General features: G+C 40.0%; 9 protein-coding genes. 6 read left to right on the forward strand and 3 right to left on the reverse strand.

Annotated elements, in window-relative coordinates; translation table 11 throughout:
* The 6 genes from AC2TDL_RS11485 (at position 1) to brxL (ending at position 13061) form a co-directional block, all read left to right on the forward strand.
* Positions 1-597, forward strand: coding sequence for a DUF1819 family protein (locus tag AC2TDL_RS11485; RefSeq protein WP_484696249.1), 597 nt, complete (start codon positions 1-3; stop codon positions 595-597).
* A gap of 13 nt (positions 598-610) precedes the next feature.
* On the forward strand, positions 611-1177 hold the full coding sequence (locus tag AC2TDL_RS11490; protein WP_484696250.1) for a DUF1788 domain-containing protein: 567 nt from the start codon (positions 611-613) through the stop codon (positions 1175-1177).
* A 23-nt stretch (positions 1178-1200) separates the two neighbouring features.
* Positions 1201-4755 (forward strand): BREX system P-loop protein BrxC, encoded by a 3555-nt coding sequence (brxC, locus tag AC2TDL_RS11495; protein ID WP_484696251.1) that lies wholly within the window; start codon positions 1201-1203, stop codon positions 4753-4755.
* 75 nt (positions 4756-4830) lie between these two features.
* On the forward strand, positions 4831-8352 hold the full coding sequence (gene pglX / locus AC2TDL_RS11500; RefSeq protein ID WP_484696252.1) for a BREX-1 system adenine-specific DNA-methyltransferase PglX: 3522 nt from the start codon (positions 4831-4833) through the stop codon (positions 8350-8352).
* Positions 8353-8433: 81 nt separating this feature from the next.
* A complete protein-coding gene (pglZ, locus tag AC2TDL_RS11505; protein ID WP_484696253.1) occupies positions 8434-10992 on the forward strand; it encodes a BREX-1 system phosphatase PglZ type A in 2559 nt (852 codons plus the stop codon).
* A 14-nt stretch (positions 10993-11006) separates the two neighbouring features.
* Positions 11007-13061: a protease Lon-related BREX system protein BrxL gene (gene brxL, locus AC2TDL_RS11510; RefSeq protein ID WP_484696254.1), complete on the forward strand. Its 2055-nt coding sequence runs from the start codon at positions 11007-11009 to the stop codon at positions 13059-13061.
* 164 nt (positions 13062-13225) lie between these two features.
* Here brxL and AC2TDL_RS11515 read toward each other — a convergent pair whose 3' ends face one another.
* From AC2TDL_RS11515 to AC2TDL_RS11525, 3 genes are all read right to left on the reverse strand, one after another.
* Positions 13226-13627, reverse strand: coding sequence for a hypothetical protein (locus AC2TDL_RS11515; RefSeq protein WP_484696255.1), 402 nt, complete (start codon positions 13625-13627; stop codon positions 13226-13228).
* 246 nt (positions 13628-13873) lie between these two features.
* Positions 13874-14146 carry a hypothetical protein gene (locus tag AC2TDL_RS11520; protein ID WP_484696256.1) on the reverse strand — a complete coding sequence of 91 codons (273 nt, stop codon included), beginning with the start codon at positions 14144-14146 and terminating at the stop codon, positions 13874-13876.
* Entirely contained in the window at positions 14139-15116 is a 978-nt protein-coding gene (locus tag AC2TDL_RS11525; protein ID WP_484696257.1) for a ParM/StbA family protein, read from the reverse strand. The genes AC2TDL_RS11520 and AC2TDL_RS11525 overlap by 8 nt, the downstream gene beginning before the upstream one ends.
* Between the last annotated feature and the right edge of the window lie 165 nt (positions 15117-15281).

Raw genomic sequence — 15281 nt, forward strand, 5'->3', positions numbered from 1 at the left:
ATGACTAAAGAATTAGAATATAGTGCGACTTTAACTGGGGCTTCATTCCTGTTTTTTGAGTTCAAACAGGTCGTGGGTCTTGCGGAGCAAGGTTTTACTGAGGTGGAGATCAAAGAAAAGGTGCTAACCGATAATTTGTTTCAGTACAAAGTGAAATCAAGCCTAAAACGTAGCCTCCCCTCGGTTTTGCGTAGAGTGGACGTATTGGATGCCACGCTTAGAAAATGGGTTCTAACGGATTCCTTGGACTCTGGGAAAATTATTAATCTATATGCCATTATGAAAACGGACAGGCTCTTCTTTGAATTTATGAATGAAGTCGTCAGGGAGAAACTTGAGACGGGCAATCATCTTCTTGAAAAAAAAGATCTAAACCAATATTTTGCGTCTAAAGCAGAACAGGACGCAGGGGTTGCAAGCTGGACAGAACAAACAATAAAAAAGCTGAAGCAAGTGTATGTGAGAATCTTGATGGAATCAGGGCTACTTAAAAACAAGAATACAGGCGAATTGAACCGTTTACTGATGGACGAACGGTTGAAAAAGCATTTGATAAACATAGGAGACATTGCCTATGTAAAGGCAATGGGGGAATGAGCGTGGGAATATCATGGCAAATTTGAATAGACGGCTGGATAAAATTATTCCAAAGATAAAAGAGGATAAGTTCATCCAAGGCAGGGGTCTCGGCAATGAGATCAGTTTTTATGTGTTTGATTACGAGCCTGAACATGAATTGGTGGTTCGGGACTACATTCAGCATATCAAGAAAGAATTCAGTCACGAAGGTTCCAACCGAAAAATTATCGAGTTTGACCTTTACAAAATGCTCATTGAGATTGCGAAGGAAAAGCGAATTTTTGAACGGATTTTTCAAATGGAAGAGAACCAAGGGAAAGATGCTTTATTTAAGGCGATGACGAATTTCGCCAAACCTGAAATCTTCCTTCAAAAAATAAAAGAACAGATACAGGATCATAATGTTGTGTTCATCACGGGAGTCGGAAAGGTCTATCCTTTTGTACGATCCCATACAATACTCAATAACCTTCAGGAGGTACTGGATAAAATTCCTGTCATCTTGTTCTTTCCAGGTAAATACGATGGCTTGTCACTTCAATTATTTGGTCGATTTAAGGACGACAATTATTACAGAGCATTCAGATTGGTGGATTAATTGTATTACAGGGGGAAGAGCTTATGTTGTTCAAAGATATGTTTCAAAAAGATATCGAGCGAAGCATAAAGGGTGTTATTAAGGTCGCTCAGACTGATGAGGATAACATATATCAGGAACTTGACGAGTATGTCGTTACCAGGGAATTGAACAGGCACTTATCCAAGTTTTACGAGAATTATCAGCAGGGAATCGACGGGTACACCGATAAAATGGGTGTGTGGATTTCAGGGTTCTTCGGTTCGGGTAAGTCCCATTTCTTGAAAATCCTTGCTTACCTTTTGGAAAACAAAAAGGTGAAGGATAAAAGAGCGATCGACTTCTTTATGGACAAAATCCAGGACCCGTTAGTATTGGCCAATATGAAACGAGCGGCTGATGTCGAAACGGAAGTGATCCTCTTCAATATCGATTCGAAAAGTCCTTTGGATAACAAGTCCAAGGAAGATGCGATCCTTCGGGTATTTATGAAAGTGTTTTATGAACATCGTGGTTTCTACGGTGACATTCCAGGCGTTGCTGAAATGGAGAAGTATCTCACAAAAGAAGGCGTATACGAGGACTTTAAACGGGAGTTTAAAGCCCTGGCTGGAGAAGAATGGATTGATCGTAGGCATACCTTTTGGTTTGATGCCGATTTCGTCATCGGGGCATTAACGAAAGTGACATCTATGTCTGAAGAGTCAGCCAGGAATTGGTTCGAGAACGGCGTCAATAACTTTGAAATCAGCATTGAGAAGTTTGCCAAAGATGTAAAGGAATACATAGACCAAAAAGGAGATAACTTCCACTTAATTTTCCTTGTCGATGAAATTGGGCAATACATTGGCGATAGCCGTCAATTGATGTTAAATCTGCAAACGGTGGCTGAGGATCTTGGGACGTACTGCAAAGGTAAAGTCTGGATTATGGTGACATCCCAAGAAAGCATCGACAGCATTGTGAAAGTGAAAGGTGACGATTTCTCCCGAATACAAGGGCGATTCGATACGAGGCTGTCCTTGTCTTCTATCTCCGTTGATGAGGTCATTAAAAAACGGATCCTTTTAAAGAAAGAACATGCCGCTGACATGCTCAAGCTGCTCTATCATGAGAAAAGTGCAATATTGAAGAATCTTGTTAGCTTCAAAGATAGTACGGCCGACTTAAGAGGTTACGAGGACGAGAAAGAGTTTTCAGACGTTTATCCGTTCATACCTTACCAGTTCAAGCTTCTCCAGAATGTATTTGAGCAAGTGCGTAAGCATGGAAGTTCGGGGAAGCATCTGTCTGAAGGGGAACGTTCCATGCTGTCCGCATTCAAAGAGGCTGGACTTCAGTACAAGAACGCCCAAGAAGGAATCTTGGTTCCCTTCTATGCATTTTATGATACGATCAAGGAATTTCTGACCCCTTCCATCGCAAGGGTGATTGAGGGTGCATATGAGAACCCTGCGTTAAAAGATGACGAATTTAACATCCATTTGCTCAAAGTTCTTTTTATGATCAAGTACATTAAAGAACTGCCTGCGAACATTGATAACATCGCAACACTCATGGTGACAAACATCGATGAAGACAAGCTGGCACTTAAGGCGAAGATCGAAGTTGCGTTGCGGAAGTTGATTTCGCAAACCCTGATTCAAAAGAACGGGGAAGTCTACATTTTCTTAACCGACGATGAGCAGGATATCAATCGGGAAATTAAGGGCATGAAGATTGATGAAGATCTCATCAAGAGAGAGTTGGCCAACTACATTTTTCAGGACTTGTACGATGACAAAAGGTATCGGTATTCGTCGCAGTATCAGTTCTCATACAACCAAAAAATGGATGAGAAAAACTATGGAAATCAAACTTCGAGTATCGGAATGAACATCCTTTCTCCGTTGTCTGATCATTATGCCAAATCCGATCAGGAATTAATGCTGATGTCTTCAGGGAATGGCGAGATGATCTTGAAGTTGGGAGGCAGTGATGCCTATATCGAAGAAATGGAGGAAGTTCTCAAGATCGAAGAGTACCGAAAGAAAAAGAACCCTGCTCAACTTCCTGAAAATATTCAAAATATCTTGAACAACAAACAAGTAGAAGCAAGAGACAGAAGACGAAGAGTGCGTGACATGCTAGAGGAAGCGATAAAGAGTGGAGTATTTTTCATCAACGGTGACAAAGCGGAAATCAAAGGGGCTTCCGTAAAAGAGAAAATCAACGCCGCATTCCATAAATTGGTGGAGAATGTTTATACGAAATTGGGATATGTTAAGACATTCTTAGAATCAGAGAAAGATTTGGTTTCGATTTTAAGACGCAAGGATGAGCAACTTACCATAGATGGATCGAAGCAAAACACGAATGAATTGGCTATTAAAGAAGTGTTTGATTTCATCAGCTTACAAGACAGCATTCAAAAGCAAGTCCGCGTAAAAATTCTTTTGGATCGTTTCAGCGACAAGCCTTATGGATGGAAGCCGCTGGATATCTCAGGCCTGATCGCCGAATTGATCAAAGAACAAAGAATCAGGATTCGCTACAATGCAGAATACTTGGAACCTGAAGACGGCAATATGGTTCATGTTTTAACGAAAGCAAGCGAAGTGGACAAAGCGATCGTTCTCAAGCGTGTGAAGGTGGATGAGTCCCTTCTGAAAACAGCCAAAAACATCTGTAAACAAATATTCAATAAAACAGATCTTGCTGACAATGAAGATGGCTTGATGAAAGATATTCGTCACCTTATCGACCAACAGGTTGCGGAAATCAAAGCTCTGAAAAATCGTTATGAGGGCAGAAAATATCCTGGAAAAAGCCTTCTGGATAAGGGTCTTGAATACTTTGGCGAGTTTACGAAGGGAATGGACAATGTTTCGTTCTTTACGAGACTTCGCGACCTTGAAGACAACCTGTTGGATTGGGAAGAGGACTTTTCCTACGTTAAGAGTTTCTTTGAAAACCAGAAAGATATTTTTGACAAAGGGCTTCATGCTTACGACAAATACAAAGACAACAGCGTTTATTTGACCGCTGAAGAAACCAAGGATTACGCCGCTAAATTGCAGGAGATTTTGACGGATCCGCTTCCGTACAGAAGAATTAAAGAGATTCCCGAATTGGTCAATAAGATCGACGAGGCAATTCGAAGGGTACTGGAAGATAAAAAGCTGGCGGCGAAAAATGCGATTCAATTGGATCTTGACCATCTTCTGTTGCGTTCGAACCATGATGGCGTGACGGATGAAACCAAAAATCGTATTCAAACTTTCTACGATGGGTTATTCCAGAGCATCGATGATTTTACCGATATCTTTAAGGTAGATGCGACAGTAACGCAAAGTTCCACTTTCAAAGAAACTATGGATATTCGATTGAGCCGTGAAATCCAAGAGTGGAACAATCAAGCGAAACCAGTGGTCAATGATGGAGGGGTTTCTTACGGAGTCGAGACGGTTGTTGTTCAGAAGGAAAAAGTGAAAATCAGTAACTTGATTATGGATAAGACCCTTAAAACCGAGGAAGACGTAGATAAATTGCTTCATTCTCTTTCGGTGAGGTTAAAGCAAATTATCCGAAGCAATAAACAAATAGAATTTGTGGAGTAATTTAGGTGCCGTGGTGTTCGCCGCGGCACATGATACGATGAAAATACGGGAATACGGGCTGGTGAACAAATCGACATGAATAAAACAGCGTTGAAAAACTTTGCAACCAATGCACGAAGAGAGTTGATCAAAAAGGTCGAAGCAAAGGCTCTGAAAATCGGGATTACCGAAGAAAACATTAAGAAAGCACAGATCGAAAGCTCGGATGCTATTTATATTGACGGTAAACAGCTTTCGATCACCGAAAAGAAACAGCGGGATAAGCTCATCCAACGGATCAAGGACATCGGTTTTAAACAAGTGGTGGAGGAAGTTGCCTATACCTGGTTCAACCGTTTCATAGCCTTGAGATTTATGGAAGTAAACAATTACCTCCCAACAAAAGTCAGGGTGCTGTCTTCCAGCAATCCTGACAACCCAGAGCCTGATATCTTGAAAGAGGCTTTGTCAGTTGATTTAGACATTGATAAAGAGCTTGTATATGATCTGAAGTTAAATAACAAAACTGAGGAACTCTACAAGTATTTGATTATTAAACAATGCAACAGTTTGAATAAATATCTTCCTTTTCTCTTCGAGACAATTGAAGACTATAAAGAGATTCTTTTTCCCGAAGGATTGTTGGCAAAGGACTCATTTCTGCGGGAAATGACCGATACAGACAAAATTCCCGAGTCCGATTGGGAACAGGTAGAAATTATTGGTTGGTTGTACCAATATTACATTGCAGAAGAGAAAGATCGAGTTATTAAAGCAAAGAAAAAGTATAAGAAAGAAGAAATTTCTTTTGCAACTCAGTTGTTTACCCCTGACTGGATTGTACGTTACATGGTACAAAACACTCTTGGGCGTTACTGGGTAGAGTCGCACCCAGAACATAGGGATTTAATAAAAAACTGGGAGTTCTATCTTGAAAATCCGAATCCAGAACCAGATTTTGAAGAAAAACTCGCCCCTTATATCAACAGGGAGCTAAAAGTAGAAGATATCAAATGTTTCGATCCTGCGATGGGAAGCGGTCATATTCTTGTTTATATGTTTGACGTCTTGTATGAGATTTATAGCCGTTGCGGATATATGGAAAGGGAAATTCCAAGACTGATCATCGAGAACAATCTTTATGGTTTGGATATTGATGATCGAGCATACCAGCTTTCTTGCTTTTCAGTAGTAATGAAGGCACTGCAGTATAATAATCGATTTTTTAGAAGTATAGAGAAAGGGCTAACGTTAAATTTAGCTTCTATTCAGGAAACAAATCGATTAAACGATAATGATATCGCTTATTTTACTGGCGGAAATAACAGTGCCAAATTCCTGGAAGTGAAAGGGTTTATTGAACAATTCAAAGATGCAAAGTCAATCGGTTCATTAGTCAAGTTAACACACACTGATATTCAGTTTATTGAGAACAGGTTAAATTACATTCATGAGATGCCTGTAGAGGATGTTTTTCAAATTGATTCAAGAAGCAAAATCATTGAGATAATGCCGAAATTGTTAAAACAGGTAAAAATTCTCTCCGAAAAGTACGATGTTGTAATCACTAATCCACCCTATATGGGTAATAAGTATATGACACCAGCCTTAGCTGATTATTTACAAGAGCATTATCCTGACAATAGATCAGATTTGTTTGCTGTTTTTATGGAGTTTATTATGAACTGTACAAATACTGATGGGCATATTGGGCTTGTTACTCCGTTTGTTTGGATGTTCATTAAAACATATGAAGATCTTCGTAAATATATCATTCTTAATAAAACAATAAGTTCTTTAGTTCAATTAGAGTACAACTCTTTCGAAACAGCGGCTATTCCTGTATGCACTTTTACAATGAGAAACTACTACGTCAATTATCCTGGGGAATACGTTAGATTATCCGATTTTCCAGGACCAGAAGTGCAACCAATAAAGTTGCTTGAAGCGGTTAAAGGCAATGTAACTTATCGTTATACGTCATACAGCAAAGATAATATAGACATCCCAAGTAATCCAATTGCTTATTGGATAACAAATAATGTACGTCGTATCTTCAAGGAAGGCTTACCTTTAAGTGAAATTGCAACACCGCGGCAAGGCATTGCTACTGCAGATAATGAAAGATTCTTGAGATTATGGTACGAAGTTGATTTCGAAAAATTAGGTATTGGCATGGAAAATAAAGAAGAGGCTATTGAAAGTGGAAGGAAATGGTTCCCGTACAACAAAGGTGGAGAGTTTAGAAAGTGGTATGGGAATAATGAATGGGTAGTGAATTGGTATAATGATGGACAAGAGATAAAGAATTTTGAAAGAGCTGTAGTGAGAAATCCGAATTACTATTTCAAAGAATGTATAACTTGGTCATTCATTAGTTCCACAAGATTTGGAGTTAGGTACTCCCCAAAAGGATTTATTTTTGACGTTGGGGGGTCATCCTTGTTTGTTAATGACGATAAGTTGAATTATCTAATGGGTTTTCTTTGTTCAAAACTCACTTTTGAGTTAATTAAAGTTCAAAACCCAACTATGAATTTCCAGGTGGGGAATGTTGCCAGTTTGCCTATATTCCTTCCTAGTGAAAGAGAACAATATGTAAAAATTAATGAATTAGTGCAACAAAATATTAAAATATCCAAAGAAGATTGGGATTCTAAGGAGACATCGTGGGATTTTATTAAACATCCATATCTTCAATTTAGAAATGGTGCAAACACAATTGAACAAGCTTCAAAAAATTGGAATGCGGTAACGGTAAACAGGTTTAATATATTAAAACAAAACGAAGAAAAGCTAAATGAAATCTATAATAGCATTTATGGGCTTTCTGATGAATTGAGTAATGATGTCGAAGAAAGAGATGTAACAATATATAAGGCAGACTTACTCACAGATGTGAAAGCATTAATATCATACTATTTAGGTTGTATGATGGGAAGGTACTCGTTGGATCAAGAGGGGTTAGTTTATGCTGGAGGGAAATTTGTTTCCAGTAAGTATAAATCTTTTCCTGTCAGCAAAGATGCAATTATTCCAATACTTCAAGATGATTTGTTTGAAAATGATGTTGTTACTAAGTTCGTGGAATTTGTAAAGATTTCTTTTGGCGAAGAACATCTACAGGAAAATATTAATTTTGTCGCAGGTGTTCTGGGAAAGAAGGAAGGCGAAACATCGGTAGAAACAATTAGGAGATATTTTCTCAATGATTTTTATCAAGATCATATTAGTATGTATAGCACAAGGGGGAGAAAGGCACCGATTTATTGGCTATTCACCTCTGGTAAGCAAAAAGCGTTTAACTGCTTGGTCTATATACATCGATACGATAAAACTACTTTATCAAGAATTAGGACCGATTACTTGCATAAATTTCAGAATCGACTGGATGCAGAGAAGAAATCTCTTATTAGCATAATCGAAGGTGATGGAACCGCGAAAGAAATCAGCAATGCGAAAAAAGAATTGAAGCAGTTGGATTTGAAAATAGAAGAATTGAAAACATATGACGAACTGCTTCACCATTTGGCAGACATGCAGATCGAAATCGATCTGGATGACGGTGTGGCTGTAAACTATGCCAAGTTTAATGGCTTACTTGCAAAACTGGAATAGATTTCGGGTACAATGGGGATATACCAGCTTTGTCTTGGTATATCCCTGTCAATTAACCTGATATAAAGGTGTTGATAAGCAATGAATATCGATGAAATTTTAAATACTCTAAGGGCAACCTTTCAGCAACCATTAAGTGATGGGGAGCAACGGAAGATTGTCTTTTGGATGGATAAAGATCAAGAGTTTATTGATTACATAGACGATATCCACATTGAGAACGTGAAAGTTCATAAGTGGACGGAAGGTAACAGTTTCTACACGAAATACTTGCTTGAGGAAGAGGACACAGGTTCTCACTATCTGATCTATTCCAACTTGGACATGAGTCTGGAAGAGAATTGGCTATTGGATACTCTTCTATATTCGAAAACCTTCTATGCGGATAAGATCTCGCTAATCATGAAGGAGCTGAACATTGATTCATCCTTAAGAAGCGTAGTTAAGAAATATGAAAAGTTTTTTGGCAACAAAGAGCGGCTTCGAAAATTCAAGGCATACGGCATTCCTTCATATACACAAGAAACCATTGAGCTGGCGATTATGAGCGTATTGTGTAACCTCAAATCGCCTGATTTTGAAGATGCTCTAAAAGTCATTCTCATGGATTCCCTTAATGACAGTGAGAACAAGTATTTGCTTCAAATGGAGAGGTATTTTGACATCAACGTTTTCTGGAACTATGTATCCGAGCGATTTGGCTTTGAACAAGACAACAAATCATTAAAAACATTGTTCATTCACTTAACTGTCACGACGCTTAGTCATTCCGTAGATGAAAAACATCTTTCGCTTTTGAAGAATTACATCGCGAATCGCAACAAATCAAATGCTTTAGTATTTATTGATCACTGGATGCATCATAAAACGGATTACGTTGTATTCGATCAACTTTCCGAGACTGTAGAGAAAGAAATCAAGCTTGCTGACATTGTGAACCAACTCCCCGTTTCAGAATTCAAAACAGCGGATACGTTTCCTTATTTCGATAAAGCGATCATCATATACATTGCCAACAGCTTGGACGCAAGGCTGGAAGATTATGAAGAATATATCAAGCTTATTCATTTACGCCGAACCAAGCATTTTTATGAGAGGTTTCAATACATTTACGAAGCCTTGTACTACACCGTAAAAATGTTTGAGTTTTACAAGAAGCACAGCTTGGGAATTCCACAAGCTCAGGCATTGGACATGTATCGAGCGTATGTGGAAGAATACCACAAGATGGACACCTACTACAGAAAGTTTTATGTCGCATTTGATCATGATGCAAACAGCGAGATTCTCAAAAAGCTCAAAGAAATGATTGAAAACCTGTATACCAACTGGTTCATGGGTGAATTAAGTTCGCATTGGTCTGCCGCTGTTGACGCGGAGATGAAAACGAACTGGATGATCCCAGGAATACAGAATCAAAAGGATTTTTACAGAAGCTTTGTTGCTCCAAAAATCCGCCAAGGCGATCGGGTATTCGTGATCATATCCGACGCTCTCCGTTATGAAATAGCGGTCGAACTCGCAGATAAACTCAATTCGGAAACGACTGGAGCTTGTGATATCGAAGCATTGCTGGGCGTGATCCCTTCGATAACAAAGCTTGGCATGGCGTCCTTGCTTCCGCATAGAAGTTTGGAGATCGACTTGGATGGCAGAGTTCTTGTGGACGGGAGAACTTCCACTGGTATTGAAAATCGAATGGAAATTTTACAGACGGCTGTTTCTGAGAGCATTGCAATACATTATCAAGAGCTATTCGCCATGAATAAAGCGGGTAGAAGAGAAACTTTTAAGGGCAAGAAACTGATTTACATCTACCATGACAGTATCGATGCCATCGGGGATAAAGCGTCTACAGAAATCTACACGTTTACAGCGGCGGAAAAAGCGATTGAGGAGATATACAATATCATCAAAATCATTCGCGACGATCTAAGCGGAACGAATATTTTTGTGACTGCCGATCATGGATTCGTATATCAACGGGAAGCGTTGGAGGAAAGTGATAAAATTGAGAAAGAAGGGCTTCATGCTTTTGAAGTAAAAAGAAGATATTTGCTGTCTCAGGATTTGGGGGAAAGAACGGGTCTTCTCGATATTAACATGGACTCATTAATCAAGAATGAATATCGTATAACGACTTACGTTCCCAAAGCGACGATCCGATTTAAGATGCAAGGATCTGGCGTCAATTTCGTTCATGGTGGAGCCAGCTTGCAGGAGATCGTAGTACCGCTGATCAAGTTCAAAAATATCAGAAGCGGACAGAAGAACAGCCGAGAGATCGAAAAGGTGGATGTGAAGCTAACAAACACGACGAGAAAAATCACGAACAGTTTGTTCAACTTGACTTTCTTCCAGACCGAAAAAGTCGAAGACAAGCTGATCCCTCGTACCGTGAAGATTTATATGGTTGACGATACTGAATCCGTGATTACCAATGAAGAAACCCTAATTTGTGACCGAACCTCTGACAAACCAGAGGATCGGACTTTCAAGCTTCGGTTTGCCTTAAAGTCGATCCCATACGACAAGAACAAGGATTATTACCTTATCATCAAGGACGTTGAAACAAACGTAGTCGTTGAGAAAATACCATTTCAAATTAGCTTGGGGATCGTCAGCGAGTTTGACTTTTAGAGAGGAGGACAGGAATGGAGCCACAAAGAGAAGACCGCTCTTTAGATTTAGACCGAAAACTGAATGAAGTGTTTTCGGGCAGGGTTGTTCGTAAAGATTTGACCAAAATGATTAAAGAAGGGGCTAATGTCCCTGTTTATGTGCTCGAATACTTGTTGGGCATGTACGCGGCGACTGATGACGAGGAGAATATACGGGAAGGGTTGGAACGGGTCAAGAAGATCCTCGCCGAAAATTTTGTTAGACCCGACGAAGCCGAAAAGATTAAGTCCAAAATTCGGGAGCTGGGACAATATTCCATCATTGACAAGGTCACAGTATCCCTTAATGCGAAGATTGATACCTATGAAGCCGAATTTTCCAACCTGGGTCTAAAAGGTGTTCCCATCTCTCCAAACTACGTGAAGGAATACGATAAGCTTTTGGCTGGCGGCATTTGGTGTATGCTGAAGATGGAATATTACTTTGATGAAGAGGTAAAGAACCATAATCCGTTCAGAATCAGTAGCCTGAAGCCCATCCAACTACCCAACATGGATTTGAATGAGGTGTTGGAAGGCAGAAAAAGCTTCTCAAAAGAAGAATGGATGGATGTACTTATTCGTTCGACTGGAATGGAGCCAACGCATTTTGAGGAAAGGGTCAAATGGCATTTGCTCCTAAGGCTCGTTCCTTTGGTAGAGAACAACTACAATTTGTGTGAACTTGGTCCAAGAGGAACAGGCAAGTCCCATGTATATAAAGAGATCTCTCCGAATTCCATTCTGGTATCAGGTGGGCAAACGACTGTAGCGAATTTGTTTTACAATATGTCCACTAAAAAGGTGGGATTGGTCGGTTTATGGGATACGGTCGCTTTTGATGAAGTGGCGGGCATCCAGTTCAAGGATAAAGATGGCATTCAAATTATGAAAGACTACATGGCTTCTGGATCGTTTGCAAGGGGGAAGGAAGAAAAAGCGGCATCGTCCTCTATGGTTTTTGTCGGAAACATTAATCAGAGCGTGGATTCGTTAATCAAGACCTCACATTTGTTTGCCCCGTTTCCAGAAGCGATGGCAAACGATACGGCGTTTTTTGATCGGATGCATTATTATCTTCCAGGTTGGGAAATACCGAAAATGCGGCCTGAATTTTTTACCGATAAATACGGGTTTATCGTTGATTATTTGGCCGAATTTTTCAGGGAGATGAGAAAACGTTCATTTTCCGATGCCATTGATAAGTATTTTAAACTGGGAAACAACTTGAATCAACGCGATGTTATTGCTGTCCGTAAAACGGTATCGGGGCTGATCAAGCTCTTGTACCCGCATGGAGAGTATACAAGAGAGAATGTTGAAGAAATCCTGAAATATGCCCTTGAAGGTCGAAGAAGGGTAAAAGAACAACTGAAGAAGATCGGCGGTATGGAATTTTACGATGTGCACTTCTCCTATATTGACAGGGAAACGCTGAACGAGGAATATGTTTCTGTACCAGAGCAAGGCGGCGGCAAGCTGATCCCCGAAGGTATGGGGAAACCTGGCCATGTCTATACCGTTGGCCATGGTGATTCAGGCATGATCGGGGTATATAAGCTTGAAAATCAGGTGGTCTCTGGAACAGGGAAGTATGAAAAATCGGGTGTTGGATCCCATCGGGGGGCAAAAGAAAGTCTGGACACGGCTTTCCGATACTTTACTGCCAACTGCAAAAGCATAAGCAGTTCTATCAGTACGAAAACGAAGGACTATCTTATGCATATCAGCGACCTTCAAGGCATCGGGTTGACGGAAGAATTGGCTATTGCTGAATTGGTTGGGCTGTGTTCAGCGGCTCTGGAAAGACCTGTTCAAGAGAGTATGGTGGTACTTGGCAACATGACTGTAGGAGGAACGATTGCCAAAGTTGAAGAATTTGCAAATGTATTGCAAGTATGTGTTGATGCAGGGGCAAAGCGTGTATTGATTCCAGCATCGTCGGTTATGGACTTGCAGACTGTTCCTCCAGATTTGCTGATCAAGATTCAACCTATCTTTTACTCAGATCCAACCGATGCGGTGTTTAAAGCTTTGGGTGTGAGTTAAAAAATTAGGACAAATTGGGAAACTCCGCCGTTGTGTACAATAAAGGGATCGGCCTGGCTCCTAAACACCTTCTCTTTCTGTTCTGATTGGAAACAACGAAAAGCCATTTTGGATGAGGAAGTGGTTCGGGAACTCTAATGCCAATTAATAAGGAAAGGGTAATGTTAACGAACAACATTACCCTCTTTAATCTTTTTTATCTTTTGCGAATGCAGATGGTACAATTCCCCAACATGCACATAATCTTCGCAATCCCAACACCAAGTAAAAATACCCTCTTTGCAAACCAGCAATTCACAATCCCATGGATATAACTCGTTATCACAGGTTGGATTTCCATATTTATCAATGCCAGTTTCCAATGCTTCCTTTTGCTCCAAGATATCCTTCCTTAGATCATCAACGCTGGCTAATTCTAGATGTTCAAGGTAGTGTAGGGTTCCAACAACCTCGCCTTCGTGGATATGCAAGTATTTCAATGGAGTATGGTTTCCCTTATAATCTTCTTCCCCTTTAATTCTCTTGTGATTTTCTCTCCAATGATTGAGGTGTTCGACGTTGCTCAATTTCTTAAAGCCTCCTTATTTCTTTGATGTTAAGACGATGAACTGATAAATAAAGTTGCACATATATCCATTATATTCAATCCTTTGAGTTTTAAAAAACTTATTTATCAGACCGATCTCCTTTTTATATTTCGCTGTTTTTTGATCATTGAACTTTGCAATTGTTGAAATTTCTTCGTTATTTTGACTTGTTTCCTTTCCCAAAAGATAACCCCAACCTTTGATAATGTAAAGACTATTTTCAGATCAAAATAGCTGATTGAGGAGATCGACATCTTCCTTTGAGAGAAAGTCATTATTATTGATGTTCGGCCGATTTTCAAATGAAACTGGACTTTTCTGCAAAATTTCCAACACAATTTCCCGTATTTGATCATGGAGATCCGAACGGCCATGGTTCATAAAGGATTCAACTGCCTTAGCAATATAGTAGCTTTTATTGGGCATCGATTTCAAATGTTCGTATATATGCCTATGTTGCTGTTTGAACGAAATCGAGAGCCTCATTCGATTACCCATTTTGCTTAGCCTCCAAAATTTTAAGGAAGCTGAGTGCATTGGCAAACTGGGCATCGGTGTGAATGATGGATGATGGATATTCATCGATAATGAAATCCCTGAGCAACAACGCCCCGCCTCCAACGAAATGAACCTCCGTATTGTTAAACGAGATCTTCCTGCTTCTGGCGTGATTAAAGATTTCTTTCACATGGTTGCTAATGAGTTTTTCTACAATCTCCTTGCTGTCTTCTTGCTTTTCGCCGTTTAGGTACAAATATTTATCACCTCGCAATAATCGTTTAACATCCAGGTCTGAAACGGTGGTTCCGAATCTGCTGGTTAAGGCATCGGAAATTTTGCTTCTTAGCAGATTGATTCCAAGGTCAGCCGTAACCATCTGCTGGAATGAAGGGATCAGGTTCGTGAATTCTTGAAAGTTTACATTCAAGGAACCGATATCGATAACCAAACTGCGTTTGTGACGGAATTCGTTGATTTCGCTGTAAACGGGACCGATGCCCTCTGGGAGCACATAAATTTGGTTGATCCGAAAGACAAATGCTTTGCCGTTCACCTTCAGGCAAATCGGCTCCCCGCCATTTTGGATAAATTCTTGATATGCCTGTTTTTGTCGGTCGTTTTTGTAAAGACTTAGTGGTATGTTGGTCGCCAAGCAAATATTCGCGAAGGCGATGGAACGTTTGGATTTTTGCAACAGCTTTGCAATGGCTAGATAGATGCAAATCTGGTGTGTTTGGTTGTGTTTCGTCAAACGATAATCCATTTTTTCGTCAAGCATTTCACCGACCAAGAATGATTTCCCCTGGAATTCCACGAGATCGGTATTAGGGGACATATCAGCCCCGAAATCCTCGACTTCTTCCACAAGAGTTCGAAACTTGACCCTTTGCAAACCTCCCTCGTCTTTCATGATGGCTTTCGTCGAATGTTTCCCACTGTCGATTGCAATCAAAAATCTATTGTGCATTCACATTCCCCCTTTTTGGTAGATTCAATGGTTTTTTAGATTTTATGCAGTTCTTGTGCGACTTAATCGGAACAAGTCGCATTTTTTTGTCGGTACATGTCGGACATGTACGACAGGGGTGGGGGCAAAGAAGCAAGTCGTTATGGTTGTCAGTAACTAATGTGT

This window comes from Paenibacillus sp. plas6, assembly GCF_057221655.1.

Coding starts and splice junctions, on each gene's coding strand:
- brxL (WP_484696254.1), top strand. CDS start 11,007: ATGGAGCCACAAAGAGAAGACCGCTCTTTAGATTTAGACCGAAAACTG.
- brxC (WP_484696251.1), top strand. CDS start 1,201: ATGTTGTTCAAAGATATGTTTCAAAAAGATATCGAGCGAAGCATAAAG.
- AC2TDL_RS11525 (WP_484696257.1), bottom strand. CDS start 15,116: ATGCACAATAGATTTTTGATTGCAATCGACAGTGGGAAACATTCGACG.
- pglZ (WP_484696253.1), top strand. CDS start 8,434: ATGAATATCGATGAAATTTTAAATACTCTAAGGGCAACCTTTCAGCAA.
- AC2TDL_RS11520 (WP_484696256.1), bottom strand. CDS start 14,146: ATGGGTAATCGAATGAGGCTCTCGATTTCGTTCAAACAGCAACATAGG.
- AC2TDL_RS11490 (WP_484696250.1), top strand. CDS start 611: ATGGCAAATTTGAATAGACGGCTGGATAAAATTATTCCAAAGATAAAA.
- pglX (WP_484696252.1), top strand. CDS start 4,831: ATGAATAAAACAGCGTTGAAAAACTTTGCAACCAATGCACGAAGAGAG.
- AC2TDL_RS11485 (WP_484696249.1), top strand. CDS start 1: ATGACTAAAGAATTAGAATATAGTGCGACTTTAACTGGGGCTTCATTC.